The sequence below is a fragment of the Nonomuraea sp. NPDC050733 genome, from assembly GCF_040654215.1.
Lineage (GTDB): Bacteria > Actinomycetota > Actinomycetes > Streptosporangiales > Streptosporangiaceae > Nonomuraea.
In genome coordinates this window covers 65,358-89,662 of sequence record NZ_JBFAHO010000002.1, presented here as the reverse complement: position 1 = coordinate 89,662, position 24,305 = coordinate 65,358, and the positions used below count along the sequence as shown (strand labels likewise).

Below are 24,305 nucleotides of genomic sequence, written 5' to 3'. Positions count from 1 at the left end.
CCGCATGCGGTTCGCAATCCTCGGCCAGACCCGGGCTTGGCGCGACGACGGGACCGAGGTCCCGCTGGGCGGGCCGGCGCGGCGGGCGCTGCTGGCGCTGCTGCTGCTCCGCCCCGGCGAGGTCGTCCCGGTCGACCGGCTGGCCGACGAGATCGACCCGGCAGGGGGGACGTCGGCGCACGCGCTGCACTCCCAGGTGTCGAGGCTGCGCGCGGCCCTGGGCGGCGGGGCGGCGATCGAGCGGGCGGGAGCCGGCTACCGGATCGTGGTCGCGCATGACGACGACGTGGACGCCTGCCGGTTCGAGCGGCTGACCGGGCAGGGCCGGGCCGCGCTGCGCGACGGCGACACCGGGCGGGCCGTCCCGCTGCTGCGCGAGGCGCTGGAGCTGTGGCGGGGGCCGGCTCTGGCCGACCTCCCCGAGAGCGCGACGGCGCGGGCCGCCGCCGTACGGCTGGAGGAGCAGCGGCTCGGAGCACTCGAGGACCGGATCGAGGGCGAGCTGCGCCTGGGCGAGCACCGCGGGGCCGTACCCGAGCTGCGCGAGCTGGTCGGCCGTCATCCCCTCCGGGAACGGCCGGCGGCGCTGCTGATGCGGGCGCTGTTCGCCGAGGGCGGGCAGGCGGCGGCGCTGGAGGCGTTCGAGGAGACCAGGCGGCGCCTGGCCCAGGAGTTGGGCGCCGATCCCTCGGCCGAGCTCGCCGCCTTGCACCTGGAGGTGCTGAGCGCCGATCCATCGCCGTCGCCCGCCGCGCCGCCCGCCCAGCTCACGTCGTTCGTCGGCCGTGCCGCAGAGGTGACCGAGGTCGCCGCCCTGCTGCGCGTGGCCCGGCTGGTCACGCTGATCGGCCCCGGCGGCGTCGGCAAGACCCGGCTGTCCGTCGAGGTCGCCGGGGCGGCGGGCGACGCCGTCTGCTTCGTGGAGCTGGCCGCGCTGCGCGACGGCGCCGACCTGCCGCGGGCGCTGCTGAGCGCGCTCGGCCTGCGCGAGAACGGGCTCCTCGGGAAGGGCGCCGGGCAGCAGGAGCCCGTCGACCGCCTGATCTCCGCCTTGTCGGACCGCGTGCTCCTGCTCGTCCTCGACAACTGCGAGCATCTCGTCGAAGAGGCCGCCACGCTGGCGACGCGGCTGCTGGCCGCCTGCCCGCGGCTACGGGTGCTGGCCACCAGCCGGGAGCCGCTGGGTGTCATCGGCGAGAACCTCTGGCAGGTGCGGCCGCTGGACGGCGACGCGGCCGCACGGCTCTTCACCGACCGGGCCAGGGCCGCACGCCGCGGTTTCGCCGCCGACCCGGAGGTGGTGCGGCGGATCTGCGCGGCCCTGGACGACCTGCCGCTGGCCATCGAGCTGGCGGCGGCGCGCCTGCGCACGCTGGACATCGACGATCTGGCGGGACGGCTGGACGACCGGCTCGGGATCGCGGCCCGAGGCGCCCGGACGGCCGCCGAGCGGCACCGGACACTGCGCTCGGTGGTCGCGTGGAGCTGGGACCTGCTGTCGGAGGAGGAGCAGCGGGCCGCGCGGCGGTTCACGGTCTTCGCCGGTGGGGCGACGGCCGAGTCCGCTCTGCGGGTGTGCGGCGCCGACGGCGAGACGCTGGAGTCGTTGGCCGACAAGTCCCTGCTGGAGGCGGCGGGCGGCCGCTACCGGATGCTGGAGACGATCCGCGCCTACGGCGCCGAACGGCTCGAAGCGGCGGACGAGGCCGAGCCGGTGCGACGCGCCCACGCCCTGCGCTTCCTGGAGCTCGCGCGGACCGCCGACCCGCACCTGCGGCGGGCCCGGCAACTGGAGTGGCTGCCGATCCTCGCGGCCGAGCACGCCGACCTGCTGGCGGCCCTGCGCTGGGCCGTCGAGGCCCGCGACGTGGAGACGGCCCTGCGACTGCTGGCCTCGGCCTCGAACTACCTGTGGCTGAGCGGCCTGTCCGCCTCCGCCGCGCCCTACGCGGGCACGCTGCTGGACGACGTACTTCCTGAAGGGCCGCCCGGTGATGAGCTCGGTGATGAGCTCGGTGAGGAGTATGCGACGTGCGTGCTGCTGGCCGCGTCGGATGCCGCCGGGCATCCGGTCTGGCAGCGGCACCTCGCGCGGGCCGGGCAGGCGCTGGCCGCCGCGTGGCCGGGTGACCGGGCGGGCCGCTACCCGGTGGCCCTGCTCCTGTGGATGATGCGCAACGTGGTCGGGGGCGACATGCGGGGCGCGTTCGAGCTCGTCCGGGCCCAGCTCGCGTGCCCCGAGCCGTGGGCGCGGGCGACCGCCCGTTACGTGTCGGCGTTCGGGGCGCTCGGCGAGGGGGACGCCGCGGCGGCCGAGGCGCAATTCCACGTGGCGGCGGAAGAGTTCCGCTCGCTCGGCGACCGCTGGGGCACCGCGCTGGCCCTGGACTCGCTCGCCGGCCTGGCCGGAACGCGCGGCGACCGGGCGAGGGCCGTCGAGCTGACCGACGAGGCGCTCACCCTGACCGAGCAGCTCGGCGCCCTGGAGGACAGCGCCGACCTGCTGGTCAACCGGGGGGACCACCTCGCCGGCGAGGACGCGGCGGCGGCCCGCGCCGACTACCTGAGGGCCGCCGCCCTGGCCCGCCGCGCCGGCAGCTCCACCTACCTGGCGGCGGCCCTGCGCGGGCTCGGCGACATCGCGCTGCTGGAGCAGGACCTGGCCGAGGCCGAACGGCTGTACGTCGAGGCCCTCGAACGCCTCGACCCGCACTGGGTCAAGAGCCTCGGCGACCGGGTGCGCACGCTCGCCGGGCTCGGCCGCGTCGCCGAGGCGCACGGTGACCACGCCGCGGCCCGTCAGCGATACCGGGAGGCCGGCGAAACGGCGTCCGTGATGGGGGTCTCCACCCCCGAGGTCCTCCGCTTGATGGGGCTGCCCGAGACCGTCGTGGAGATGATCACCCGGCGGTGAGACGGAGGCGGTGAGCCGGCGGTGAGCCCGCGGTGAGCCCTCCCCGGCAGGCTCGGGGTCATGAGAAACGGCATGAGGAACACCAACGTCCTGATCTCCGGCGCCTCCGTCGCCGGCCCCGCGCTCGCTTACTGGCTGCACCGCCACGGCTTCACCCCCACGATCGTGGAGCGCGCCCCCGCCCTGCGCGACGGCGGCTACGCGGTCGACTTCCGCGGCGAGGTCCATCTGTCGGTCCTGCGCCGTATGGGCATCCTCGGCGACATCGAGCGCGCCAGAACCGGCATGGGCTCCATGTCGTACGTCAACGCGGCGGGCAAGACGCAGTCGACGATGCCCGCCGACCTGTTCGCGGGCGACGTCGAGATCCTCCGGGGCGACCTGGGGCGCATCCTCTACGGCGCCACCGAGGACTACACCGAGTACGTCTTCGGCGACTCCATCGCCTCGCTCACCGAGGACGCCGACGGTGTGACCGTCACCTTCGAGCGCGGCGCGCCGCGCCGGTTCGACCTGGTGATCGGCGCCGACGGGCTGCACTCCAACACCCGCCGCCTGACGTTCGGGCCGGAGGAGCGGTTCGTCAAGCACCTCGGCCTCTACTGCGCGATCTTCACCACGGCCAACCACCTCGGCCTGGACCACACCGGCCACGCCTACCGCACCGCGGGCAGGCTCGTCGCGCTGCACAGCGCCCGGCACAACACGCAGGCCAGGGCCGTCTTCTACTTCGCCTCGCCGGTCCTCGACCTGAACCGTCGCGACGTGGCGCGGCAGCAGGCCGTGCTCGCCGAGAGCTTCGCCGGCAACGGCTGGCAGAGCGAGCGGCTGCTGCGCGACATGCGGCAGGCGACCGACTTCTACTTCGACTCGGTCGGTCAGGTCCGCATGGACGCCTGGTCGCGCGGGCGGGTCGCCCTGGTCGGCGACGCCGCCTACTGCCCCTCGTCCCTGTCGGGCATGGGTTCGGGACTCGCCCTGGTGGGCGCGTACGTACTGGCGGGCGAGCTGGCCGCGGCGCGCGGCGACCACCGCGTGGCGTTCGCCCGCTACGAGGAGGAGATGCGCGAATACGCCACGGGCTGCCAGAAGATGGGTGACGGCGTGGCCAAGCTCATGGTGCCCGACAGCCGGCTCCTGGCCTCGTTCCTCAACCGCTACTACAAGATCGTGCCGTACCTGCCGGGCAAGAACATGGCCGCCAACATGGCCCGCAAGGCCGCCGAGAACATCACCCTGCGCGACTACGAGAGCCTTGCCGGCCGTGCCTGAGCGAGGCTGTCCTGTGCACGCGCCCGCCGATATCCCATAGCGGGCCGGAACCCGCTTTCGGCATAGTCCTGAGGATGCACCGTCAGCTCATCAGCCACCTCGCCCACGCCGACCATCCCATCGCGGCGCCCGTCAGCGAGTCGAGCCTCATCCGCCTGCTCACCCGCGCCAAGCTGCGCTCCGGCGCCCGTGTCCTGGACCTCGGCTGCGGGGAGGGCGCGTGGCTCATCCGGGCGCTGAACCTCTACCCCGAGGCGACGGCGGACGGGGTGGACATCTCGGAGGAGGCGCTCACGTCCGCCGCCGAGGCCGGCACCCGCCTCGGCCTGGGCGACCGGCTCCGGCTGCACCAGATGCCCGCGGACGCCTTCGCCGCCGCCGAGCCGTACGAGCTGGTGCTGTGCGTGGGAGCGACTCACGCGTTCGGCACGCTGGCCGAGACCCTAGACGCCGTGCGCCGGCACCTGCGTCCGGGCGGGCTCGCGCTGATCGGCGAGAGCTTCTGGGAGCGGGACCCGTCCAAGGAGCTGCACGACCTGCTCGGCACGGGCCCGGACGACTACGCCGACCTGGCCGGGACCGTGGCGCGTGCCCACGACGCCGGCTACGCCACCGTCTACGCCCACACCAGCACCCGCGACGAGTGGGACGACTACGAGTGGTCGTGGACCGGCACGCTCGCCCGCTGGGCCCTCGACCATCCCGGCCCGGACGGCGACGAGGCCATGGCCGCCGCCGACACCCACCGCGACATGTGGCTCAACGGCTACCGCGACGCGCTCGGCTTCGTCACCCTTCTTCTCCGCCGGACCGATCTTCTCCGCCGGACCGACCGGTAACGGCAGGGGCCGGGAAGCGCGCTCCCCGGCCCCTCACTCACCGGGTCCGTCAGCGGGTGTAGACGACCGCCAGGGTCGGCGGCTTGACGCCCTGCTCCTTGTTCTCCGACGCGGCGAAGGCCCGCCAGTTGGTGGCCTCCTTCTCGTTCGCGCCGCGGAGCTGGATGCCGTAGTCGGGGGCGCCCGACGCCCACGCCTTGACGATGTTCGTCACCGGCCACGCCAGGAAGCCGGCGCCCGTGGCGCACGGCGCGGTCCAGGTACGGCCGCGGCCGGCGCGCGTGGTGGAGGCGCCCTCGCCGGTCGTCGTGGGCTTGTTGTCCCAGTTCAGGTCGTTCTCGTCCCAGGCGCTGGTGACCCGCTCGGCGGTGAGGCCGGAGCCGACGACGAGGCCGCAGCCGTTGGTCTCCAGGTTCCACATGCCGAGAGTGGCCAGGATGACCTTCTTGCCCTTGACCTTGGCCGTGTTGAACTTGACCAGGCTGCGCATGACGTCACCGCCCTGGCCGTTCTCCCAGGGCATGGTGCCCGCGATGATCATCGGGTCGCCGGGGTGCGAGGCCCAGGTGGAGGCCACGTCCGTGTCCGTCTCGACCTGCGGAAGCGTGATCGACGGGAAGACCGTGACCGGGTACTTCCGCTTGGGGTCGGCCAGGAAGCCCGCGTCGGGCTTGAGCACGAGCACCTGGACGCCGTTCTGGGTCTCGACGCTGGAGTCGACTTCCTTCAGCGCGTCGCCACGCGGCTTGCCGTGCCCGCTGGCGTCCCACATGACCGGCCGCGCACCGGAGGCGACGATCTTGCCGTCACCGGCCGTGCTCTTCAGCAGAAGCCGGCCGCTCTCGTCCTCGGTGAGGTCGACGCCCTCGGTCTGGACGGGGATGCGCAGCTCCAGCGGGCCGGACGGCTTCTCGCGCAGCACCACGTCGTGGCGGAAGCCCGTGGGCAGGACGGTGACGACCAGGTCGGCGCCGGGGCCTGCGGCGTTGGCGAAGGTGGCGACGTTGTCCTTGATCGCGGGCTTGGGCAGCGCGGTCGGCCACCGCACGGCGAACACCCGGCCGGCGTCATCCACGATCTTGGCGAGCGGGCCCTCGCCGCCGCCGGAGACCTCGACGTTGGCCCGGGAGACGCGCGGCTTGAGCACCGCGCCGTCCTGGACGAGGGAGGTGTCGACCGGCAGCCACTGGCCTCCCCGCTTGACCTGGGCGACGCCGGAGCTGATGGTCTCGGTGAAGGTGCCGTCGGGGTTGGCGACGGTGGTGCTGTTCTCGTTGGTCAGGGTCGGCACGGACACGGCCTGACCGCTCTTGGCCGCCTGCGCCGAGGCGGCGTCCATGGCCGCCTCGACGGCCGCCGTGTCACTGCTCTGTGCCGTCTCGGCCGGTGGCGTCGGCGTGGCGGCGTTGGCCTCCATCGCGGTGCCTCCGGCGAGGACGGTGGCGGTGAGCAGACCGAGAGCGAGCTTCCCCGTAAGCGAACTACGCAAGTCTCATCCTAAGTAATGTGAATATTGCTGATAATCCTTTTTGTCCGACTTTCGACTTAAGTGCGGATAAGTCGGCGTTAGTCGGGCAGGCGGCATCGACGGGCGGCGCTTCGCGAGCGCGGCCCTTCAGCCCCGTTGACCCCGTGATACCGGCGGCGACGCCGGCGCTTCCCCTGTGTCAGGCGGCCCCGTATGTGAACGCGTGCATGGTTCCCCGTTCCACGAATACGAGCATGATCGCTCGTAGGTCACAGAAGTATCACGCGACATATCCGCACGCGACAGACTTTTCAGGATATGACGTTTATCACAGAACAATGCGTTATCGAGTCAATCTGCTGAGTCATGGGCGTGGCCCCGTGGTGGGCGGGCGGAGTTGACTTTCGTCAGGTGTACGGCTGGACGGAAGGCCGATGTCCCGGGCACGCCCCTGTCCCTAGGTTTTCGCAGGTCCACCTTGAACGGAGCACCTGTGAAAACCTTCCTCACCGCCCTCGCCCTGGCGACCGGCCTGGCCGTGACGTGCACGCCGGCCGCATGGGCCGCCGCGCCCGCGCGCACCGCCGAGCTCACCCCGGCCGCCATCGACACGTACGTCGGCCGCGCCCTCGACAAGACCGGCCTGCCCGGACTGTCCGTCGTCGTGACCCACGGCGACCGGATCGTCCACGCCGCCGGCTACGGCCACGACTCCGAAGGCGAGCCGGTCACCGCCGGCACGCCCATGCGGGTCGCCTCGGTGACCAAGTCGTTCACCGCCATGGCCGTGATGATCCTCGTGGAGGAGGGCAAGCTGTCCCTGGACAAGCCCGTGGCCGAGCAGCTTCCCGGTTTCCGCATGGCCGACCCGCGCGCCGAGGCGATCACCCTGCGGCACCTGCTGAACCAGACGTCCGGGCTGTCCGACACCACGACCGACATCGGCGACCTGAACACGGCCGCCTCACTCGAGGAGTACGCCGCCAAGCTGGGCACCGCCACGTTGCGGGCCGCACCCGGCACGCACTGGGAGTACTGCAACGTCAACTACAACCTGGCCGCCAGGCTGGTGGAGGTGGCCGGCGGCCGGAGCTTCGGCGACTTCATGCGGGAGCGGGTCTTCGGGCCGCTCGGCATGCGCTCCAGCGGCGTCAGCGAGCGGACGGTCCGGCCGGCCGACGGGTACAACTCCGTGTTCGGCCTGTGGCTGCCGCGCCCCGAACTGCCCGCGTTCCTCGACGGCAGCGGCAGCGGCGGCGTCATCACCACGGCCGCCGACATGGGTCGCTGGCTGATCACCCAGAACGGCCGGGGCCACCGCCTCGTCAGTCCGGCCGGCCTGACCGCCATGCACGCACCGGGCAGCGTGCACGAGTACGGCATGGGCTGGGGCATCGACGACGAGACCAGGCGGCTCACGCACTCGGGCAACCTGTTCACCTACACCGCCGTCGAGACGATCGTCCCGGAGACGGGGTACGGCTTCGCGGTCATGACGAACAGCGCGGGCCTGACGGACGACACGTTCACCATCGCGAGCGGGCTGGCGGACCTGAGCGAGGGCAGGACGCCGGAGGTGCCGGGGGGCGACAGGCAGCAGTTCGAGCTGCTCCTGGGGGTGGTCACGCTGGCGGCGGCGGCGCTCGGGACCCTGGGGGCCGTACGCTCCCGCCGCTGGGCCGCCCGACGACTCGCCAAGAGGACGCCGAAGAGGTGGCGGGTCGGGCTCCGCCTGGTGCCGGCGCTGCTGCCCGCGGCGCTGCTGGCGGCGTATCCCGACCTGATCTCGTTCCTGATGAACGGCCGGACGGTCACGTGGGCGCAGCTCACGTACTTCGCGGCGCCGCTGACGATCGCTCTCGTGGCGGCGGCCGCGGCGGGGCTCGTGACGGCGGTCCTGCGCCTCGCCCACTACCGCACGCTCACCGGGCGGCAGGCGCCCCGTCAGAGCAGTGACGTGACCGCACCGGTGCCCTTGTCAGGGCACCCGCGGCGACGCCTGGCCGGGGGCCGGCGGTGAACGACCTCGCCGACGCCCTGAGTGCCTCCGGCGCCGCGGGTGAGGGGTTCGCGGGTCGGCATGCCGTCACGCGGCGTCGAGGGCTCCGGTGATCTTGCGCGCCATGTCGGCCATGGTGGGGCTGGGCTCGCCCTGGTGGGTCCGGGCGGCTGCTTCGATGGCGACGAGGACGGTGCTGCGGAAGTTGTCGGCCTCCGCCGGGTCCTGCTGCCTGAGCAGGCTCATGGCTTCCGTCAGGGCCGGCAGGACGTTGTCGGCGAGCGCGGCCACGGACTTGCCGCTCAGGTTGACGCCCGTCGACTTGTCGGCGAGCACGTGCCCGACCAGGCCGGTCGCGGAGGCCAGGGCGATGGAGCCCTGGGTGGCGACCTTGTGGGGCCTGCCGGCGGCATCCGCGGCGGCCAGCAGCGAGACGGCGCCGTAGGCGGCGGTGCGCAGGGTGATCTTGTCCTGGTCGGTCAGGGTGACGGACATGGTGGCGTGCTCCTTCAGGTCTGTTGCGCATGCGAGGTGACGGACGGATGGGCTGAGGGCGGGTCGGCCGGGCGCGGGCTCGGTGTCAGTCGTCGAGCGTCTGGTAGAGCGTGGTCCAGAAGTCGTGGATGAGCCGCGCCGAGTCCGGGGTGGACATCCCGACCTGGGTGAGCAGGATGCCGGTGAGCTGGTTGGCCGGGTCGGCGTAGGTCGAGGTGCCGCTGCCGCCGTCCCAGCCGAACTGGCCGACGGGGGCGTAGTCGCCGCGGTAGGTGCGCACCGCCATCCCGAACCCCCAGCCGCCGTGCTGGCCCTGGCCGTACGACAGGTGGACGTTGTCGGTGGCCATGGCGTGCCGGGCGGCCTGCTGCTCGGGCGTGAGACGGTTGGTGGTCATCAGCTCGACGGCGGGCCGGGACAGGATCCGCTCGCTCCCGTGCATCCCGCCATTCAGCAGCATCCGGAAGTAGGCGTGGAAGTCGTCGGCGGTGGAGACCAGCCCGCCGCCGCCGCCCTGGAACGCCGGCGGCCGGCTCCACCGTCCGCCCTTCGCCTCGTCCCACACGTGGAACTCACCGGTCTGCGGGTCGGGGGCGTAGAGGTCGGGCAGCCGGTCGATCTTCTCGGCGGGGACGTGGAAGCCGGTGTCCTTCATGCCCAGCGGCTCGAAGATGCGTTCGCGCAGGAACGCCTCGAACGACTGGCCGGTGACCCTGGCCACCAGCACGGCGAGCACATCGTGGCTGATCTGGTACTGCCAGCGCTGTCCGGGCTGATACATCAGCGGGAGCGTGCCAAGGCGGCGCATCCACTCATCCGGCTCGGGCATCGGCTCCGGCAGATCAGGCGTGAGCCCCTGCTCGAAGATCGCGCCCATGATCGGGCTGCCCAACGCCGTCATGTCCATGCCGAGCCCGAACGTGGAGCTCAACAGGTCCCGCACGGTGATCGGCCGCCGCGCCGGCACGGTGTCCTCCAGCGGACCGTCGATCCGCTTCAGCACCCGACGGTCAGCCAACTCCGGCAGCCACCCATCCACCACATCATCCAGCCGCAGCCGGCACTCATCCAGCAGCACCATCGCCGCCGCCATCGCGACCGGCTTGGACGTCGAAGCCATCCGGAAGATCGTGTCCCGACGCATCGGCGCGCCACCGCCATGACGCATCGTCCCGACCACCTCGACATGCGCCTCATCACCCCGGCCGACCAGCGCGACCAGCCCGGGAATCCTCCCCGACCCGACATGCCGCGCCAGCACCTCACGCAGCCTGCGCAGCCCCGCCTCGGAGAGGCCGTTGTTGCCCTGTCCCATCCTGAATCCCCTTGCCTACAGTGCTCGATCTTGTGTGACGGGCGTTCGGCGAGCCGGAGCTCGGCCACGGGACTCCCGCTGCGGCGCCACCGGGCACTCGCAATCGTTCGGGAATCTCTGAACGACCGCGACAGTACATTGCGTTCATAAGTCCGTCAACAAGCAAAGATGATGCTTATCGCCTGCTACATTCGGTTCCTAGAGCTGTCTTTGCAATGAGAATGACAGTGAATGCAAAGGATGGATCGCCATGAGACATTGCAATGGGCTGCGAGTGAATGCATACTGTGCAGCGGAGGGCGCCGGGGCGCCGCGCTTCGCGCATGTCGACGGATAGGAGCCGAGCACCGATGCCCGGAGGCAGACTGACCGGCCAGGATCGACAGCACATCGCCGCGTGGCTGGCCGAGGGACTCGGATACGCCGAGATCGGCCGGCGTCTGGAGCGGCCCGCCTCGACCATCATGCGCGAGGTCACCCGCAACGGCGGACCCGACGACTACCGAGCGGACCAGGCGCAGGAGGCCACCCGGCATCGGGCGCGCCGGCACAAGCAGGCGCCGCCTCCGGTGCCACCGATCTCCGACAGCGGCCACGGGCGTGACCCGCAGGCGGTGCAGGACTTCGTGGAGTCCTTCACCGCTCTCCTCGTTCAGCAGGGGCTGCCCCGGATGGAGGCCAGGGTGCTGGTCTGCCTGTACATCACCGACTCCGGCGCTCTCACCGCCGCCGACCTGGTCCAGCGGCTTCGCGTCAGCCCGGCGTCGGTCTCGCACGCCGTCGCCTTCCTCGAACAGCAGGGAATGCTCAGGCGGGAACGGGTTCCCGGCGCGCGGCGCGAACGCTATGTCATCGACGACGAGATCTGGCTCCGGTCGATCCTCGCATCCCAGCAGATGAACGACGCCCTGACGGCCGCGTCGCAGCGCGGAGCCGAGATTCTCGGGGCCACGACCCCGGCGGGCGCCCGCTTCCAGTCCTCCGCCGAGCTCCTTCTCCTCGTGAGCGAGGCGTTCCGGCAGGTCATGGAGAGGTGGCGGCAGAGAGCCTGACGGCCCAGCACCCGGACACGCCGGGGCGTCAGCCCGCGACGGGTCAGCCCTGGTAGTACGTCATCTCGACCCCCGACACCGTGCGCCGGACAGGCTCGAACCCCACCAGGTCAGCATGATCGTCGTGGCCGGCCACGGCGTCGCGCACGGCCTCGCTCAGGTGGACGCGGCCGGGGCTGCCGAGGTCCTGGGCCATCTTGGACGCCAGGTTGACCGGGGCCCCGGCGACGTCCCAGCCACCGCCGGGTGTCCGCCCCGCCAGCACGGGCCCGGCTGCCACCCCGATCCGGGCCACGATCTCCCGCTCGGCGAGCCCCGTGCGCAGCCTCAGCGCGAAGCGCACGGCCGGTGCCGGCTCCTCGAACAGGTAGATGCCCAGCGGCCCGGCGACCTTGATCTCCACGGCGCCCTCGGACGGCAGGAGACGAAGACCGGCCTCCCGCATCGCCGCCGACAGCGACAGCCCTCTGAGCAGCTCCATCTCCGGCGTGTCGGCAGGGGCGGCGCTCCGCTCCACGAGGACCACGGTCCGGCCGCGCAGGTGCCCGGCCGCCAGCCGTTCGGCCAGCTCGGCGTCCCCGGGACGGGCGTCCAGCAACAGCAGGTCGGCGTAGAAGGGCGCGGAGTACGGGATGGGATAGTGCTCCTGCCCGGCCGATCCGGACGCGCCCGGCCATCCCTCGCCCGACCACGCCTCGCCGAGCCGGGGCACCTCCAGCCGGGGACCGTCGACCACCTGGTGGACGGGGCCGACGAGGCCGTCGGGGCCGTCCTTGCGCCGCAGTACGAACGGGTGGCCCTCCGGCAGCCGGTCGACCACGGCCTGTGTCACCGCGATCTCGCCGCCCTCGGTGTCGTTCTCCGCGAACTCCTCGGCGGCGTCGGCCTCCGCACCGTACAGCCCGCCCGACAGCTCGTAGAACGACCCCAGGTGCACGCCGATCCCGATGCTGACCAGGCAGTGGCGCCGGATCTCGTCCTGCGCCGTCAGCAGGGCGGACAGCAGCGTGGACGGGTCCGCACCCTCCGGGTGGAACAGCTGGGCGTTGTCGGCCGCCCACACACCCACCGCGCGCCCGCCGGCGGCCTGGGCGCAGGCGTGCAGGATGCGCTTGGGCCGGTCGATGAGCGCCAGCACCTCCAGCAGGCCGAGCCGCTGGCTGAGCCGGGTGAGCCCGGCCGAGTCGGACACGACGGAGTATCCGCGGATCTCGTGGGGCGCCAGCAGGCGCCGCGCGTCATGGGCGGTGCCCGCGCTTGCGCGCCACTGTTCGACGAGGGACAGCGGCAGGCCGGCGGCGACGTCTCGTGGGGTGTCGAAGCCGCCCGGCGTGAGCGGGCCGGCGGGGGGTTCGTAAGCCACCCGCCAAGGCTAGCTCACCTAAAGTCATCATTCGTACGCACTCGGTGAAGCGGCCCAGCCGGACCAGCGGGCCACGTCCACGAGGACGACCGGCCCGTCCGGCGGGTTCCGGCGGTACTGCTCGTACTTCCCGGCCAGCGCCCCGATCGCCGCGCCCGCCTCAGGGGAGCCGAGGGCGAGCACACGGGCTGTGCCGTCGGCGCGCACCCACCACAGGCGGGTCCAGTCGTCCTCGTAGTGATCGGCAAGGAGGGACACCCGGGGGTTCGCCCGGATGTTGCGGAGCCGCTTCAGGTCGGTCGTCGTCTTGGGCTTGTGGTCGACCGCCAGGACGACCCGGTCTCCGGTCAGCGCGAACGTGACGGGCACCAGGTGGGGCGCCCCGTCGCCGGCCACGGTGCCGAGCCGGGCGACGCGTTGCCCACCGAAGAGCCGGCGCGCCAGTTCGGCGTCCATCCCCCCATGGTGTCACCGCCGCTCTTCGCGGCACCGTGGCGTCCTCGACCGCGCCCGCGCGTCACTCCGTCGCCCCGGCCCCGAACGCCGCCCGTACGGCGTCGGCGACCTGGCGCTGGACCGGGTCCGCCTCCGGCCCGAACAGCGCCTCGTCCACCGCCGCCACGGCGTTCATCGCCTCACGCATGAGCCGCGCTCCCTCGGGCGTGAGCTCCAGCGTCGAGGCCGACCCGGCCCTGGCCTTCCCGTCACGGACGAGCCCCGCCCCGGCCAGCGCCTTCACCGCCGTGTGGACGCTCTGCACGGTGATGCCGGACATGCGCGCCAGGTCGCTGAACGACGCGCCGGGCACGCCCGCGATGTGCCCGAGCAGCCCGAGCCTGCTGACCGTCAGCCCGAGGGGCGAGAGCGCGGCGCCCAGCTCCGACTCGATCCGGTGCGCCAGCGTGAGCAGCACGATGGAGGGGCTCGTCGCGGGCGGGCCCGGGCGGGCGCTCTCGGTGGTCACTCCCCCAGTCTCCCGCAGCCGACGCCCCGCACCCGCCGCCGTGACCGGAGACCCTCGAACCAAGCGCGAAGCCGCGCCGGCCATGGGCTCTCAGCGCTCTACCGCCGTTCCGGTGATCAACCGACCAGATCGAACGGTAGCCGCGGCTCGATCTTGGCGAGCCGCGAAGCACCGGCTCGCGTGGTCAGCACGGGTGACGACCGGTTGAGTGCGAGGTCGGCGGTCTGGGCGTCCTCGACCGTGAGGCCGAGAGCTCCCATGAGAAAGCCCGAGCGGATCGCCCTTTCTCCGTCGCCGCCTCGGCCGACGAGATGGTCCACCACCACGGCCGGGTTCGTGAGCAGGGCGTCGACTCGGGCAGCCAACTGTTGGAGGTACAGCTCTGGATGGCCGCTGGTGGCCGTGGCGAGCACGGTGGAGGGCAGGACGAGCGTGACCATCTCCCGGGCGGCAGCCGAGAGCAGCAGGCGCAGGTCCCTGTCCCCGCCGAGATAGCCGGCCACCGCGGGGGTGTGGAGAATACGGCCCCGCGTCACGCGGAGTCGTGTGCGTTGTCGCTGAGGACTTCGGCGGTGGAGCGGCGCAACCGAGCCGCCCAGTAGTTCTCACGGTCGGGATCGTCGGGCATCGGCTCTCCGAAAGCTTCTGCCTCGCGGGTAAGCCATGCCTCACGTCGGCGGGCGGTCGCAATGAGCTCGGCCAGGCCCGCGGAGAACGACTGAACTTCGCCGGCACGCACCTTCTCGTCGAGCCAGGCGGCATCTTCGTCGGGAAGGCTGATGGCCCTCTTCTCGGTCATACCAAAACGGTACCCCAGTAATACTGCCACGGCTCGGCATTCCTCTGCTTCATATGCATCCGGCAGGCCGCCTGGCCATGAAGGCCCTTTCCTCTGGGCGTCGACGCGCGGCAGCCCTGACTCACACAGTTGGTCACCAGGCACGGACAGCGGCACCGCCACCGACCCGTCGGACGGCGCCGCCCACACATCGGTTGGTACGGCGAGCTCGATGCCGTTGCCGGCACCGTGGCCTGGCTCGAAGTCGACCGTGACGACGGCGAACACTCTGCACACGGTCTGCTTGACATACCGGGCTTCCACGTTGCGTATTGGGTGCAGCGGAAATCGCAGGGGTTCTTCGGGCATCACGCTCATGGTCGGGTCTCCGATCAAGGCCGGGGTGCGCGAGGGGCGGGAGCCCCTCGCCTCCGGGGCGAAGCCCCGGAGCAAGAGCGCCCGAGCGTCAGCGAGGACCATGCCTTTGAGGGGTCGAAGGGGGCGCGCCCGAGCGCCGAAACGCGCGTGGCGCGCCCTCCTCGCGAGAAGAGTCCCGGAAAAGGCCGGGGCTCAGGTGGTGGAGAAGGCGGCGTCGAAGGAGGTGGCCGGCGGGGTGATGGCGTTGAGGCGGCGGATGTAGCCCAGCGCCTCCTTGGCCCCGTCCAGGCGGTCCATGCCCGCGTCCTCCCACTCGATCGAGATGGGCCCGGTGTAGCCGATCGAGTTGAGCGCCCGGAAGCAGTCCTCCCACGGCACGTCGCCGCGGCCCGTCGAGACGAAGTCCCAGCCGCGCCGCAGGTCCGCCCACGGCAGGTGGGAGGACAGGCGCCCGCGCCGGCCGTCGCCGACCCGGACCCGGGTGTCCTTGCAGTCCACATGGTAGATCCGGTCGGCGAAGTCCAGGATGAACGCCACCGGGTCGAGGTCCTGCCAGACCATGTGCGACGGGTCCCAGTTGAGGCCGAACGCGGGCCGGTGGCCGATGGCCTCCAAGGTGCGCTGCGTCGTCACGTAGTCGTAGGCGATCTCGCTCGGATGGATCTCGTGCGCGAACCGTACGCCCACCTCGTCGAAGACGTCGAGGATGGGGTTCCAGCGGTCGGCGAAGTCCTGGTAGCCCGCGTCGATCATGGACGCGGGCACCGGCGGGAACATGGCGACCGTGTGCCAGATCGACGAGCCGGTGAAGCCCACGACCGTGTCGACGCCGAGCAGGGCGGCGGCCCGCGCGGTGTTCTTCAGGTCCTCGGCGGCGGCCTGCCGCACCGACTCCGGGTCGCCGGAGCCCCAGATCCGGGCGGGCAGGATGGCCTTGTGGCGCTCGTCGATGGGGTGGTCGCAGACGGCCTGGCCGACGAGGTGGTTGGAGATGGTCCACACCTTGAGGCCGTGCTTGTCGAGCTGGGCGCGTTTCTGCTCGACGTACGACGGGTCGGACACCGCCTGGGCGACGTCGAAGTGGTCGCCCGAGCAGGCGATCTCCAGGCCGTCGTACCCCCATTCGGCGGCGAGCCGGCACACCTCCTCGAACGGCAGGTCGGCCCACTGGCCCGTGAACAACGTGACCGGTCTCATGCGTCCTCCACGACTGTGTAGCGGCTGGAGTCGGCCGCGCTCCGCTCGACCGCCGCGAGGACGCGCTGCACCCGCAGCCCGTCGGCGAACGACGGGGCGGGATCGCGGCCGTCGGCGATCGCCTCCAGGAAGTCCTTGATCTCATGGGTGAAGGTGTGCTCGTAGCCGAGGCCGTGGCCGGGCGGCCACCAGGCGCCGGCGTACGGGTGGCCGGGCTCGGTGACGAGGATCCGGGTGAAGCCGGCGTCCCCTTCGCTGACCCAGAGCTCGTTCATGGCCTCGAAGTCGAAGGCGAGGCTGCCGAGCGAGCCGTTGAGCTCGATGCGCAGCGCGTTCTTGCGCCCGGTGGCGAAGCGGGTGGCCTCGAACGAGGCGACGGCGCCGCCCGAGAGCCGCCCGATGAACAGCGCGGCGTCGTCCACCGTGACCTGCCCGGTGGCCGTCCCGCCGGTGGCGGCCAGCCCGGCCGAGTCCTCCGCCAGGGGACGCTCCTTGACGAACGTCTCGGTGAGCGCCGAGACGCCCACCACGCGCTGCCCGGTGACGAACTCGGCGGTGTCGATGATGTGCGCGCCGATGTCGCCGAGCGCGCCCGAGCCCGCCTTGTCCTTCTGCAGCCGCCACACCAGCGGGAACTCCGGGTCCACGATCCAGTCCTGAAGGTACTGGGCGCGGACGTGCCGGATCTCGCCGATCCGGCCCTCCTCGACGTACCGCCGGGCCAGGGCGATGGCCGGCACCCGGCGGTAGTTGAAGGCGACCATGTTCTTCCCGGGCGCCGAGGCGGCGGCGCGCACCATGGCCTCGGCCTCGGCGACGGTGTTGGCCAGCGGCTTCTCGCAGATGACGTGCTTGCCGGCCTCCAGCGCGGCGATGGCGATCTCGGCGTGGGAGTCGCCGGGCGTGCAGATGTCGACGATCTGCACGTCGTCGCGCCGTACCAGCTCCCTCCAGTCGGTCTCGACGTCGGCCCAGCCGAGCTGGGCCGCGGCGGCCGACGTGCGCTCCTTCGACCTGCCCGCGAGCACCGCCATGCGGGGCGCCAGCGGCAGGTCGAAGAAGGCTCCCACGCTGCGCCAGGCCTGGGAGTGGACGCGGCCCATGAAGGCGTGGCCCACCATGCCCACGCCGATGCTGATCTTTTCTGACATGCAGCCCCCGATCAGGACTCGAAGCCGAGCGGCAGGTACTTCTCGACGTTCTCCTTGGTAATGGTCTCCGATGCGAGCGTGATGGACTGCGGAACTTGGTTCTCCACGAGGTCACTCATGCCCTTCCCCTGGGCGATGAGCCGGGCGAGTTTGATCGCCGAGGAGGCCATCGTGGGGCTGTACGTGACCGTGGCCTCCAGCACGGAGGAGCCGGACTGGATCTCCTTCATGGCGTTGAGCGAGCCGGCGCCGCCGACCATGAAGAACTCCTTGCGTCCCGCCTCCTTGATGGCGGCGAGCACGCCGATGCCCTGGTCGTCGTCGTGGTTCCACAGGGCGTCGATCTTCTTGTGCGCCTGGAGGAGGCTGGTCGCCACCTGGTTGCCGGTCTCGACGGTGAACTTGGCGTCCTGCTTGGCGGTCACGCTGAAGCCGTACGTCTTGAGCGCGTCGGCGAAGCCCTTGCTGCGGTCCTGGGTCAGCGGGAGGGTGGCGATCCCCTGGATCTCGACGATGACCGGGTTGGAGACGCCCTTGTCCTTGAGCTTCTTGCCGATGTAGTGGCCGGCGGCGACGCCCATCCCGTAGTTGTCGCCGCCGATCCAGGTGCGGTAGGCGAGCTTGTCCGGGAAGACGCGGTCGAGGTTGATGACGGGGATGCCGGCCTGGGTGGCCTGGAGGGCGACCTGGTTGAGCTGCTGACCGTCGTTGGGCAGGATCACCAGCGCGGCGACCTTGGCCGCGATGAGCGACTCGACGGCGGAGATCTGCTGGTTGATGTCGTTGGTGGGCTCGACCGGCTTGAAGTCGACGTCGGTGTACTGCTTGGCGGCGGCCTCGGCGTTCTTCGCGATGGCGGCGATCCAGCCGTGGTCGGCGGCGGGGGCGGAGAAGCCGATGGTCACCTTGGTGCCGGGCTGGTCGTTGCCGCTGGAGCCCGGCGAGGGGACGGGCGCGGCGGCGCTGGCGGGCGCGGCCGACGGCTCGTTGCTGGTGCAGCCGGCGGTCGCTAACAGGGCGGCTCCGCCGACGAGGAATCCCCGGCGCGCGACTTTGTCGGTCATTGTGTTCTCTCCTTCAGGTTCCGCCGCTGGAGCAGGACGGCGACGACGATGATCAGGCCCTTGGCGATGAGCTGGTCGCTGGTGTTCAGGCCGTTGAGGATGAACAGGTTGGTGATGATCGTGAAGATCAGCAGGCCGAGGATCGAGCCCACGATCGTGCCGCGACCGCCGGTGAGGAGGGTGCCGCCGATGATCACGGCGGCGATGGCGTCCAGTTCGTACAGGTCGCCGTGGGTGGAGGAGCCGGTGGTGGTGCGGGCCATGATGAGGATGGCGGCGATGCCGCAGCACAGCCCGGACAGGGCGTACAGGAGCATGGTGTGCCGCCGCACGTCGATGCCGGCCAGCCGGGCGGCCTCGGGGTTGCCGCCCACCGCGTACGTCCGCCGCCCGAACGTCGTGCGGTTGAGCACGATCCAGCCGAGGACGACGACCAGGGCGAAGACGTAGACGAGCAGCGGCACGCCGAGCACCCTGGTGGTGGCGAGGTCCACGATGGCGTGGTTGTCGGCGCTGACGAGCTGGGTCCTGCGGTCGGACATGCGCTGCGCGAGGCCGCGCGCGGCGACCAGCATGGCGAGCGTGGCGATGAACGGCACCAGCCGCCCGTACGCGACGAGCAGCCCGCTGACCAGCCCGGCGCCCGTGCCGACGAGGATCGCGCAGATCGCCATGACGACCGGCCCGAACTCCTGCGTGGCCAGGGTCGTGGCCCAGACGGAGGCCAGCGCCATGACGGCGCCCACCGACAGGTCGATGCCGCCGCCGATGATGACGAACGTGGCGCCGACGGTGATGACGCCGATCGTGGCGGCCAGCGACAGGATGCTGACCAGGTTGTCGGCGGTGGCGAAGGCGGCCGGCCGGGTGACGAGGCCGACGGCCACGAGCAGCGCGAGCGCCACGAACAGGCCCAGGTGCCGCAACTCGAAGGAGCGGGGGGCCGCCGTCGCGGGAGCCTCCGCGACCGTTCCTCCCGCGTCTGCTCTTCCTGTTTTCGCCATCAGGCGGCCCTCCCGTTCATGATCATGTCGAGGACGCGGTGCTCGTCGAGGTCGCGGGCGTCGCCCTGGTGGATGACCGTCCCCTCGCGCAGCACGAGGACGCGGTCGGCCAGGCCGAGCACCTCCGGCACCTCGCTGGAGACCAGCAGCACGCCGATGCCCTCCTCGGCCAGGCGGCGGATGACCGTGTACAGCTCGGCCCTGGCGCCCACGTCCACGCCCCTGGTGGGCTCGTCGAGCAGCAGCAGCCGGCGCCCGCCGAGCAGCCAGCGGGCGAGCACGGCCTTCTGCTGGTTGCCGCCGGACAACGTCTTGACCGGGCGCTCCGGGTCGCGCGGCCGGATGTCGAGCGCCTCGGCCAGCCGGGCGGCCTCGGCGCGCTCGCGGGCCCGGTCGAGCCAGCCGAGCCGGGCGAACCCGGATAACCCGCCCAGCGTGATGTTGGCGGTGACGCTCTGGTCGAGGAGCAGGGCCTGCGCCTTGCGCTCCTCGGGCGCCAGACCCATGCCGAGCCGTACGGACTCGACGACGCCGCCGCGCCGCAGCGCCCGCAGCGGGCCGTCCTGCCGTACGGACTGGAGGATGCCGGCGCGGCGGACCGGGCGGCCGCCCACCAGCACCTGGCCGGTGGCGCGGCGCGCGCCGTAGACGGCCTCCAGGATCTCCGAGCGGCCGGAGCCGACCAGGCCCGCCAGGCCGACGATCTCGCCCGCGCGCACCGAGAACGACACGCCCGCGAAGGCGCCGGGCGAGGACAGGTCCTCCACCCGCAGCACCTCCTCGCCGGGTGGCCGGGCGGCGCGGGGCGGGAAGACGTACTCGACGTCGCGGCCGGTCATCAGGGAGACGATCTCGGAGGTGGGCGTGTCGCGGGCGGGCAGGCCGACCGCGATCGTGCGGCCGTCCTTGAGGACGGTGACGCGGTCGCCGATCTCGCGGATCTCCTCCATCCGGTGGGAGATGTAGACGACGGCGACGCCGCGGGCGGTGAGGTCGCGGATGATGCGGAACAGGTTGGCCACCTCGTCGTGGGCGAGCGCGGCGGACGGCTCGTCCATGACGATGAGCCGGGCCTCGCGCGAGAGCGCCCGCGCCATGGACACGATCTGCTTGGCCGCCGGGGCGAGCCGCCCGACCTCGATGGACGGCCGGATCTCGGGGTGGCCGAGCCGGGCCAGCACCTCGCCGGCCGCCCGGTCGGCGCCTCGGCGGTCGGTGAAGCCGAGGCGGGTGTGCTCGTGGCCGAGGAAGATGTTCTCGGCGACGCTGAGCCCGTCGACGAGGTCGAGCTCCTGGTAGATGGTGGCGATGCCGAGCCGGATGGCGTCCACGGGGCCGGCGGGGCTGGCCGGGACGCCGTTGAGCTCGATCGTGCCCTCGTCGGGCCGGTGGGCGCCGGCGAGGACCTTGATCAGGGTGGACTTGCCGGCGCCGTTCTGGCCGAGCAGGCAGTGGACCTCCCCGGCCCGCACGTCCAGGTCGACGCCGTCGAGCGCGCGGACGCCCGGGAACTGCTTGACGATTCCCCTCATGACCAGCATCGGGGGTCTCTCCTGTCAGGCGTTGACGATCTTGTTGATGTTGTCGGGTGACAGGTAGTGCTCGATCGCCAGGAGGCCGGCGCCGAGCGCGGCGGCGTCCTCCCCGGTGCGGCTCGGCACGATCGACAGGTGGTGGGTGGCCAGCGGCAGCGACCGCCGGTAGACGGTCTCCCTGATGCCGGCGAGCAGGTGCTCGTGGACCCGGGACAGGACGCCGCCGATGACGATGACCTCGGGGTTGAAGAAGTTGACCAGGCCGGCCAGCACCTCCCCGATGTGCCGGCCCGCCTCCCTGACCAGGCGCAGCGCCCGCGTGTCGCCCGCCTGGACGAGCGTCACCACGTCGGCGCCGGTCGTGGCGGGCACGCCCTGCTCCGTGAGCCTGCGGGCGAGTGCCGCGCCGCCGGCCACGGCCTCCAGGCAGGCGCTGTTGCCGCAGCGGCAGCCCGCGTCGTCGTGGCCGGACACGCGGATGTGGCCGATGTCGCCGGCCGAGCCCTGGGCGCCGCGGTGCAGCCGGCCCTCGGCCACGATGCCGCAGCCGATGCCGGTGCCGACCTTGACGAACAGCAGGTGGCCGGTGCCGGGGAAGGCGTTGCGGTGCTCGCCGAGGGCCATCACGTTGACGTCGTTGTCGACCAGGACCTCGCAGCCCTGGAAGTGCTCGGGAATGGGGTAGTCGTTCCAGCCGGGCATGATCGGCGGGTTGTTCGGCCGGCCGGTGGCGAACTCGACCGGTCCCGGCACGCCCATGCCCAGCGCCCGCAGCGCCGACCTGGGCCGGCCGGCCTCGGCGAGCAGCCGGTCGAGGCGCCCGTCGACGTGGGCCAGGACGGTCTCGGGGCCCTCGGTGACGAGCAGCGGGTCCTCGCACTCGGCGAGCACCTCGCCGGAGATGTCCATCAGCGCGACGCGGCAGTGGGTGGCGCCCACGTCGACGCCGGCGAAGGCGTGACCGTCGGTGTGCAGCCGGAGCTGGCGGGGTGGCCGGCCGCCGGTGGACTCGCCGCTCTCGGTCTCCTCGACGAGGCCGCTCTCGATGAGGGCGTCGACGCGCTGGGAGATCGTGGAGCGGGCCAGGCCGGTGAGCCTGGCCAGGTCGGATCGGGTCGTCGCGGAGCCCGCGCTGATGAGGGTCAGCACGTCCCCGGGCGAGCCCGGAGCGGGGGTCATGCCGCGACCTTAGGAGCGTCTGCCGTACGAATCAAGAGGGAATTTCGTCCTAAGTCGGATAGCTTCCGTCGATCATCGAACAAAGCCCGTCCGTACATAACGAAAAAACCCCTCCTTGCGGAGGGGTCCTTGGATGTACGGAACGGGCGGGGCGAGCCGTCAGAGCATGGCCTTCATGGAGTCGGCGGCCGTGAGGACGTACGGCTGCTCGGCCATGATCGCCCCCCAGTTGTCCGCGACCGCCTCCGGCGTGATCTCGTCCGAGCGCCAGCCCGGCCCCTCGGCCACGATCACCCGCGACACCCGGCCGCCCCCGACCGTGAACACCTCGCCGCTGACCTCGCACGAGTCATGGACGAGGTAGGCGACGAGCGCGCTGACCCGCTCGGGCGTGAACTTGGCCTCGAACTCGGCCGGCAGCAGCGACTCGGTCATCCGCGTCCAGGCGACCGGGGCGATGGCGTTGGCCTTGATGCCGTTGCGGGCGCCCTCGATGCCGACGGTCTTGGTCAGGCCGACGAGGCCCATCTTGGCGGTCGAGTAGTTGGCCTGGCCGAAGTTGCCGAACAGACCGGCGGGGCTGGAGGTGTTGACGACCCGGCCGTAGCCGGCCTCCTTCATGTACGGGTAGGCCGCGCGGGTGACGAGGTACGAGCCGCGGACGTGGACGGCGAGCACCGCGTCGAACTCCTCGACCGACATCTTGCCGAACGAGCGGTCACGCAGGATGCCCGCGTTGTTGACGACGATGTCGACCTTGCCGTAGGCGTCGATCGCCGCCTGGACGATCGCGCCGGCGCCTTCGGGGGTGGCGACGTTGTCGGCGTTGGCGAGGGCCTGGCCGCCGTTCTTCGCGATGAGCTCGGCCACGTCGGCGGCGGGGCCGGCGGAGGCGCCGCTGCCGTCGAGCGCGCCGCCGAGGTCGTTGACGACGACCTTGGCGCCCCGCTCGGCCAGGAGGAGCGCGTGCGACCTGCCGAGGCCGTGCCCGGCCCCCGTGACGATCGCCACCTTGTCATCGAACCGAAGCATCGGACCTCCAGCGCAGGAGAACAAACTTCTAGTACGAGTACGATAACCCGAGCCGGCACAGCAGGGACGATCGTCGCGGATAGTGATCGGCGAGCCGGTTCTCTGCTAGAGTTGCGGGCTCCCAAGGGCGAGGGGTTCAGCCTCGCCACCCCTCCATCGGGCCTGGGAGGCCGGACATGCCGGTGAACGCGCCCATCCGCGTGGTCCAGTGGGCCACCGGTTCCATCGGCCGCTACGCGTTACGCAGCGTGCTCGGCCGGCCGGGACTCGAACTCGCGGGTGTCCTCGTGTACGACCCGGACAAGATCGGCAAGGACGCGGGCGAGCTGGTCGGGCTGCCGCCCACCGGCGTCACCTGCACCGACGACGTCGACCGGGTGCTGGCCCTCGACGCCGACTGCGTGCTCCACATGCCGCTGCCGGCGTTCTACTTCGGCACCGACCAGACCTCCGACGTCGAGACCATCTGCGCCCTGCTCGCCTCGGGCAAGAACGTCATCACCACCACGGGCTTCGTCTACCCCAAGTCGTACGGCCGGGGCGTCGTCGAGCGCGTCGAGGCGGCCTGCGCCGCCGGCGGCACCACCCTGCACGGCACCGGCATCAACCCGGGCTTCATGAGCGACTTCCTGCCGCTGGCGCTGACCGGGTTGTCCGACCGGGTGGACCACGTCTACGTGCGGGAGTCGTCCGACTTCCGGGGCCATCCGTCGCGGCAGGTCGTCGTGGACCTGGTCGGGTTCACCCGCTCGGCCAAGGACTACACGGCCGCGGTCCGGCCGTACCGGGCGTTCCAGCGCTCGCTGTTCGCGGAGAGCGTCCAGCTCGTCGCCGACGCACTGGACGTGCGGCTGGACGAGGTCGAGGAGAGCGACGACTTCGAGCTGGCGACGAGCGAGTTCGAGATCGCGGCCGGCACGGTCAGGGAGGGCACGGTGTGCGCCTCGCGCTGGGTCTTCTCCGGGCTGGTACGGGGGCGGCCGTTCATGACGATCGAGGTGGTCTACAAGGCCGACGCGGCGCAGGTGCCACGCTGGCCGGACCCGGGGTTCGTGCTGCACATCGAGGGGGTGCCGCACATGACGCTCTCGGTGGACGAGGTCTCCCACGGCCCGGCCGCCGCCGCGGCGCACGCCATCAACGCCATCCCGGCGGTCTGCGCCGCCCCTCCGGGCATCCGCACCCTGCTCGACCTGCCGTTCGCGACCGGCCGCGGCCGGGTCCGCCTGCGCTGACCGCACGGGTACGGCCGTACCCGTGCGGCGGTACCCGTGCGCCCGTACGGGGAGGGCCGTACGGGCGCCGG

General features: G+C 71.9%; 21 protein-coding genes. 6 read left to right on the top strand and 15 right to left on the bottom strand.

Annotation, left to right across the window (positions count from 1 at the left end; translation table 11 throughout):
- The first annotated feature begins 4 nt into the window (after nucleotides 1-4).
- The 3 genes from AB0H64_RS04075 to AB0H64_RS04065 all read left to right on the top strand — a co-directional run bounded on the left by AB0H64_RS04075 (nucleotide 5) and on the right by AB0H64_RS04065 (nucleotide 5,025).
- A complete protein-coding gene (locus tag AB0H64_RS04075; protein ID WP_357619881.1) occupies nucleotides 5-2,914 on the top strand; it encodes a BTAD domain-containing putative transcriptional regulator in 2,910 nt (969 codons plus the stop codon).
- A gap of 60 nt (nucleotides 2,915-2,974) precedes the next feature.
- Nucleotides 2,975-4,186 carry an FAD-dependent monooxygenase gene (locus AB0H64_RS04070; RefSeq protein WP_357619879.1) on the top strand — a complete coding sequence of 404 codons (1,212 nt, stop codon included), beginning with the start codon at nucleotides 2,975-2,977 and terminating at the stop codon, nucleotides 4,184-4,186.
- A gap of 74 nt (nucleotides 4,187-4,260) precedes the next feature.
- On the top strand, nucleotides 4,261-5,025 hold the full coding sequence (locus AB0H64_RS04065) for a class I SAM-dependent methyltransferase (protein ID WP_357619877.1): 765 nt from the start codon (nucleotides 4,261-4,263) through the stop codon (nucleotides 5,023-5,025).
- Between the two features lie 49 nt (nucleotides 5,026-5,074).
- Here AB0H64_RS04065 and AB0H64_RS04060 read toward each other — a convergent pair whose 3' ends face one another.
- Nucleotides 5,075-6,514: a DNRLRE domain-containing protein gene (locus AB0H64_RS04060; RefSeq protein ID WP_357619875.1), complete on the bottom strand. Its 1,440-nt coding sequence runs from the start codon at nucleotides 6,512-6,514 to the stop codon at nucleotides 5,075-5,077.
- A gap of 472 nt (nucleotides 6,515-6,986) precedes the next feature.
- Here AB0H64_RS04060 and AB0H64_RS04055 point away from each other — a divergent pair, with 472 nt between their 5' ends.
- Nucleotides 6,987-8,513 (top strand): serine hydrolase domain-containing protein, encoded by a 1,527-nt coding sequence (locus AB0H64_RS04055; RefSeq protein WP_357619873.1) that lies wholly within the window; start codon nucleotides 6,987-6,989, stop codon nucleotides 8,511-8,513.
- Between the two features lie 66 nt (nucleotides 8,514-8,579).
- Here the strand turns inward: AB0H64_RS04055 and AB0H64_RS04050 are convergent, their stop codons facing one another.
- Together AB0H64_RS04050 and AB0H64_RS04045 are read right to left on the bottom strand one after the other, a co-directional pair.
- Nucleotides 8,580-8,987 carry a hypothetical protein gene (locus AB0H64_RS04050; protein WP_357619871.1) on the bottom strand — a complete coding sequence of 136 codons (408 nt, stop codon included), beginning with the start codon at nucleotides 8,985-8,987 and terminating at the stop codon, nucleotides 8,580-8,582.
- 85 nt (nucleotides 8,988-9,072) lie between these two features.
- On the bottom strand, nucleotides 9,073-10,302 hold the full coding sequence (locus AB0H64_RS04045) for a serine hydrolase domain-containing protein (RefSeq protein ID WP_357619869.1): 1,230 nt from the start codon (nucleotides 10,300-10,302) through the stop codon (nucleotides 9,073-9,075).
- 350 nt (nucleotides 10,303-10,652) lie between these two features.
- Between AB0H64_RS04045 and AB0H64_RS04040 the strand changes: the two genes are divergently transcribed.
- On the top strand, nucleotides 10,653-11,354 hold the full coding sequence (locus tag AB0H64_RS04040) for a helix-turn-helix domain-containing protein (RefSeq protein WP_357619867.1): 702 nt from the start codon (nucleotides 10,653-10,655) through the stop codon (nucleotides 11,352-11,354).
- Between the two features lie 43 nt (nucleotides 11,355-11,397).
- On the opposite strand, the gene AB0H64_RS04035 is transcribed toward AB0H64_RS04040, so the two are convergent.
- The 12 genes from AB0H64_RS04035 to AB0H64_RS03980 all read right to left on the bottom strand — a co-directional run bounded on the left by AB0H64_RS04035 (nucleotide 11,398) and on the right by AB0H64_RS03980 (nucleotide 22,999).
- On the bottom strand, nucleotides 11,398-12,717 hold the full coding sequence (locus AB0H64_RS04035) for an adenylate/guanylate cyclase domain-containing protein (RefSeq protein ID WP_357619865.1): 1,320 nt from the start codon (nucleotides 12,715-12,717) through the stop codon (nucleotides 11,398-11,400).
- Nucleotides 12,718-12,744: 27 nt separating this feature from the next.
- Nucleotides 12,745-13,173, bottom strand: coding sequence for a TIGR03668 family PPOX class F420-dependent oxidoreductase (locus AB0H64_RS04030; RefSeq protein ID WP_357619863.1), 429 nt, complete (start codon nucleotides 13,171-13,173; stop codon nucleotides 12,745-12,747).
- 61 nt (nucleotides 13,174-13,234) lie between these two features.
- Entirely contained in the window at nucleotides 13,235-13,681 is a 447-nt protein-coding gene (locus tag AB0H64_RS04025; RefSeq protein ID WP_357619861.1) for a MarR family winged helix-turn-helix transcriptional regulator, read from the bottom strand.
- Between the two features lie 116 nt (nucleotides 13,682-13,797).
- Complete coding sequence (locus tag AB0H64_RS04020; RefSeq protein WP_357619859.1) at nucleotides 13,798-14,217, bottom strand: hypothetical protein; 420 nt, start codon at nucleotides 14,215-14,217, stop codon at nucleotides 13,798-13,800.
- Nucleotides 14,214-14,837: a hypothetical protein gene (locus tag AB0H64_RS04015; protein WP_357619857.1), complete on the bottom strand. Its 624-nt coding sequence runs from the start codon at nucleotides 14,835-14,837 to the stop codon at nucleotides 14,214-14,216. Before AB0H64_RS04015 ends, AB0H64_RS04020 begins: the two co-directional genes overlap by 4 nt.
- A gap of 192 nt (nucleotides 14,838-15,029) precedes the next feature.
- Nucleotides 15,030-16,034: a sugar phosphate isomerase/epimerase family protein gene (locus AB0H64_RS04010; protein WP_357619855.1), complete on the bottom strand. Its 1,005-nt coding sequence runs from the start codon at nucleotides 16,032-16,034 to the stop codon at nucleotides 15,030-15,032.
- Nucleotides 16,031-17,185 carry a Gfo/Idh/MocA family oxidoreductase gene (locus AB0H64_RS04005; RefSeq protein ID WP_357619853.1) on the bottom strand — a complete coding sequence of 385 codons (1,155 nt, stop codon included), beginning with the start codon at nucleotides 17,183-17,185 and terminating at the stop codon, nucleotides 16,031-16,033. The genes AB0H64_RS04010 and AB0H64_RS04005 overlap by 4 nt, the downstream gene beginning before the upstream one ends.
- Nucleotides 17,186-17,196: 11 nt before the next feature.
- Nucleotides 17,197-18,249, bottom strand: coding sequence for a substrate-binding domain-containing protein (locus AB0H64_RS04000; RefSeq protein ID WP_357619851.1), 1,053 nt, complete (start codon nucleotides 18,247-18,249; stop codon nucleotides 17,197-17,199).
- Nucleotides 18,246-19,253: an ABC transporter permease gene (locus AB0H64_RS03995; RefSeq protein WP_357619849.1), complete on the bottom strand. Its 1,008-nt coding sequence runs from the start codon at nucleotides 19,251-19,253 to the stop codon at nucleotides 18,246-18,248. The genes AB0H64_RS04000 and AB0H64_RS03995 overlap by 4 nt, the downstream gene beginning before the upstream one ends.
- Nucleotides 19,253-20,794 (bottom strand): sugar ABC transporter ATP-binding protein, encoded by a 1,542-nt coding sequence (locus AB0H64_RS03990; protein WP_357619847.1) that lies wholly within the window; start codon nucleotides 20,792-20,794, stop codon nucleotides 19,253-19,255. The genes AB0H64_RS03995 and AB0H64_RS03990 overlap by 1 nt, the downstream gene beginning before the upstream one ends.
- A 15-nt stretch (nucleotides 20,795-20,809) precedes the next feature.
- Nucleotides 20,810-21,967, bottom strand: a complete 1,158-nt coding sequence (locus AB0H64_RS03985; protein ID WP_357619845.1) for an ROK family transcriptional regulator — start codon at nucleotides 21,965-21,967, stop codon at nucleotides 20,810-20,812.
- A gap of 159 nt (nucleotides 21,968-22,126) precedes the next feature.
- The gene (locus tag AB0H64_RS03980) at nucleotides 22,127-22,999 is read right to left on the bottom strand and encodes an SDR family oxidoreductase (RefSeq protein ID WP_357619843.1); all 873 of its coding nucleotides are present in this window, start codon (nucleotides 22,997-22,999) and stop codon (nucleotides 22,127-22,129) included.
- A 176-nt stretch (nucleotides 23,000-23,175) separates the two neighbouring features.
- Here AB0H64_RS03980 and AB0H64_RS03975 point away from each other — a divergent pair, with 176 nt between their 5' ends.
- Nucleotides 23,176-24,234 carry a dihydrodipicolinate reductase gene (locus AB0H64_RS03975; protein WP_357619841.1) on the top strand — a complete coding sequence of 353 codons (1,059 nt, stop codon included), beginning with the start codon at nucleotides 23,176-23,178 and terminating at the stop codon, nucleotides 24,232-24,234.
- Nucleotides 24,235-24,305: the final 71 nt, after the last annotated feature.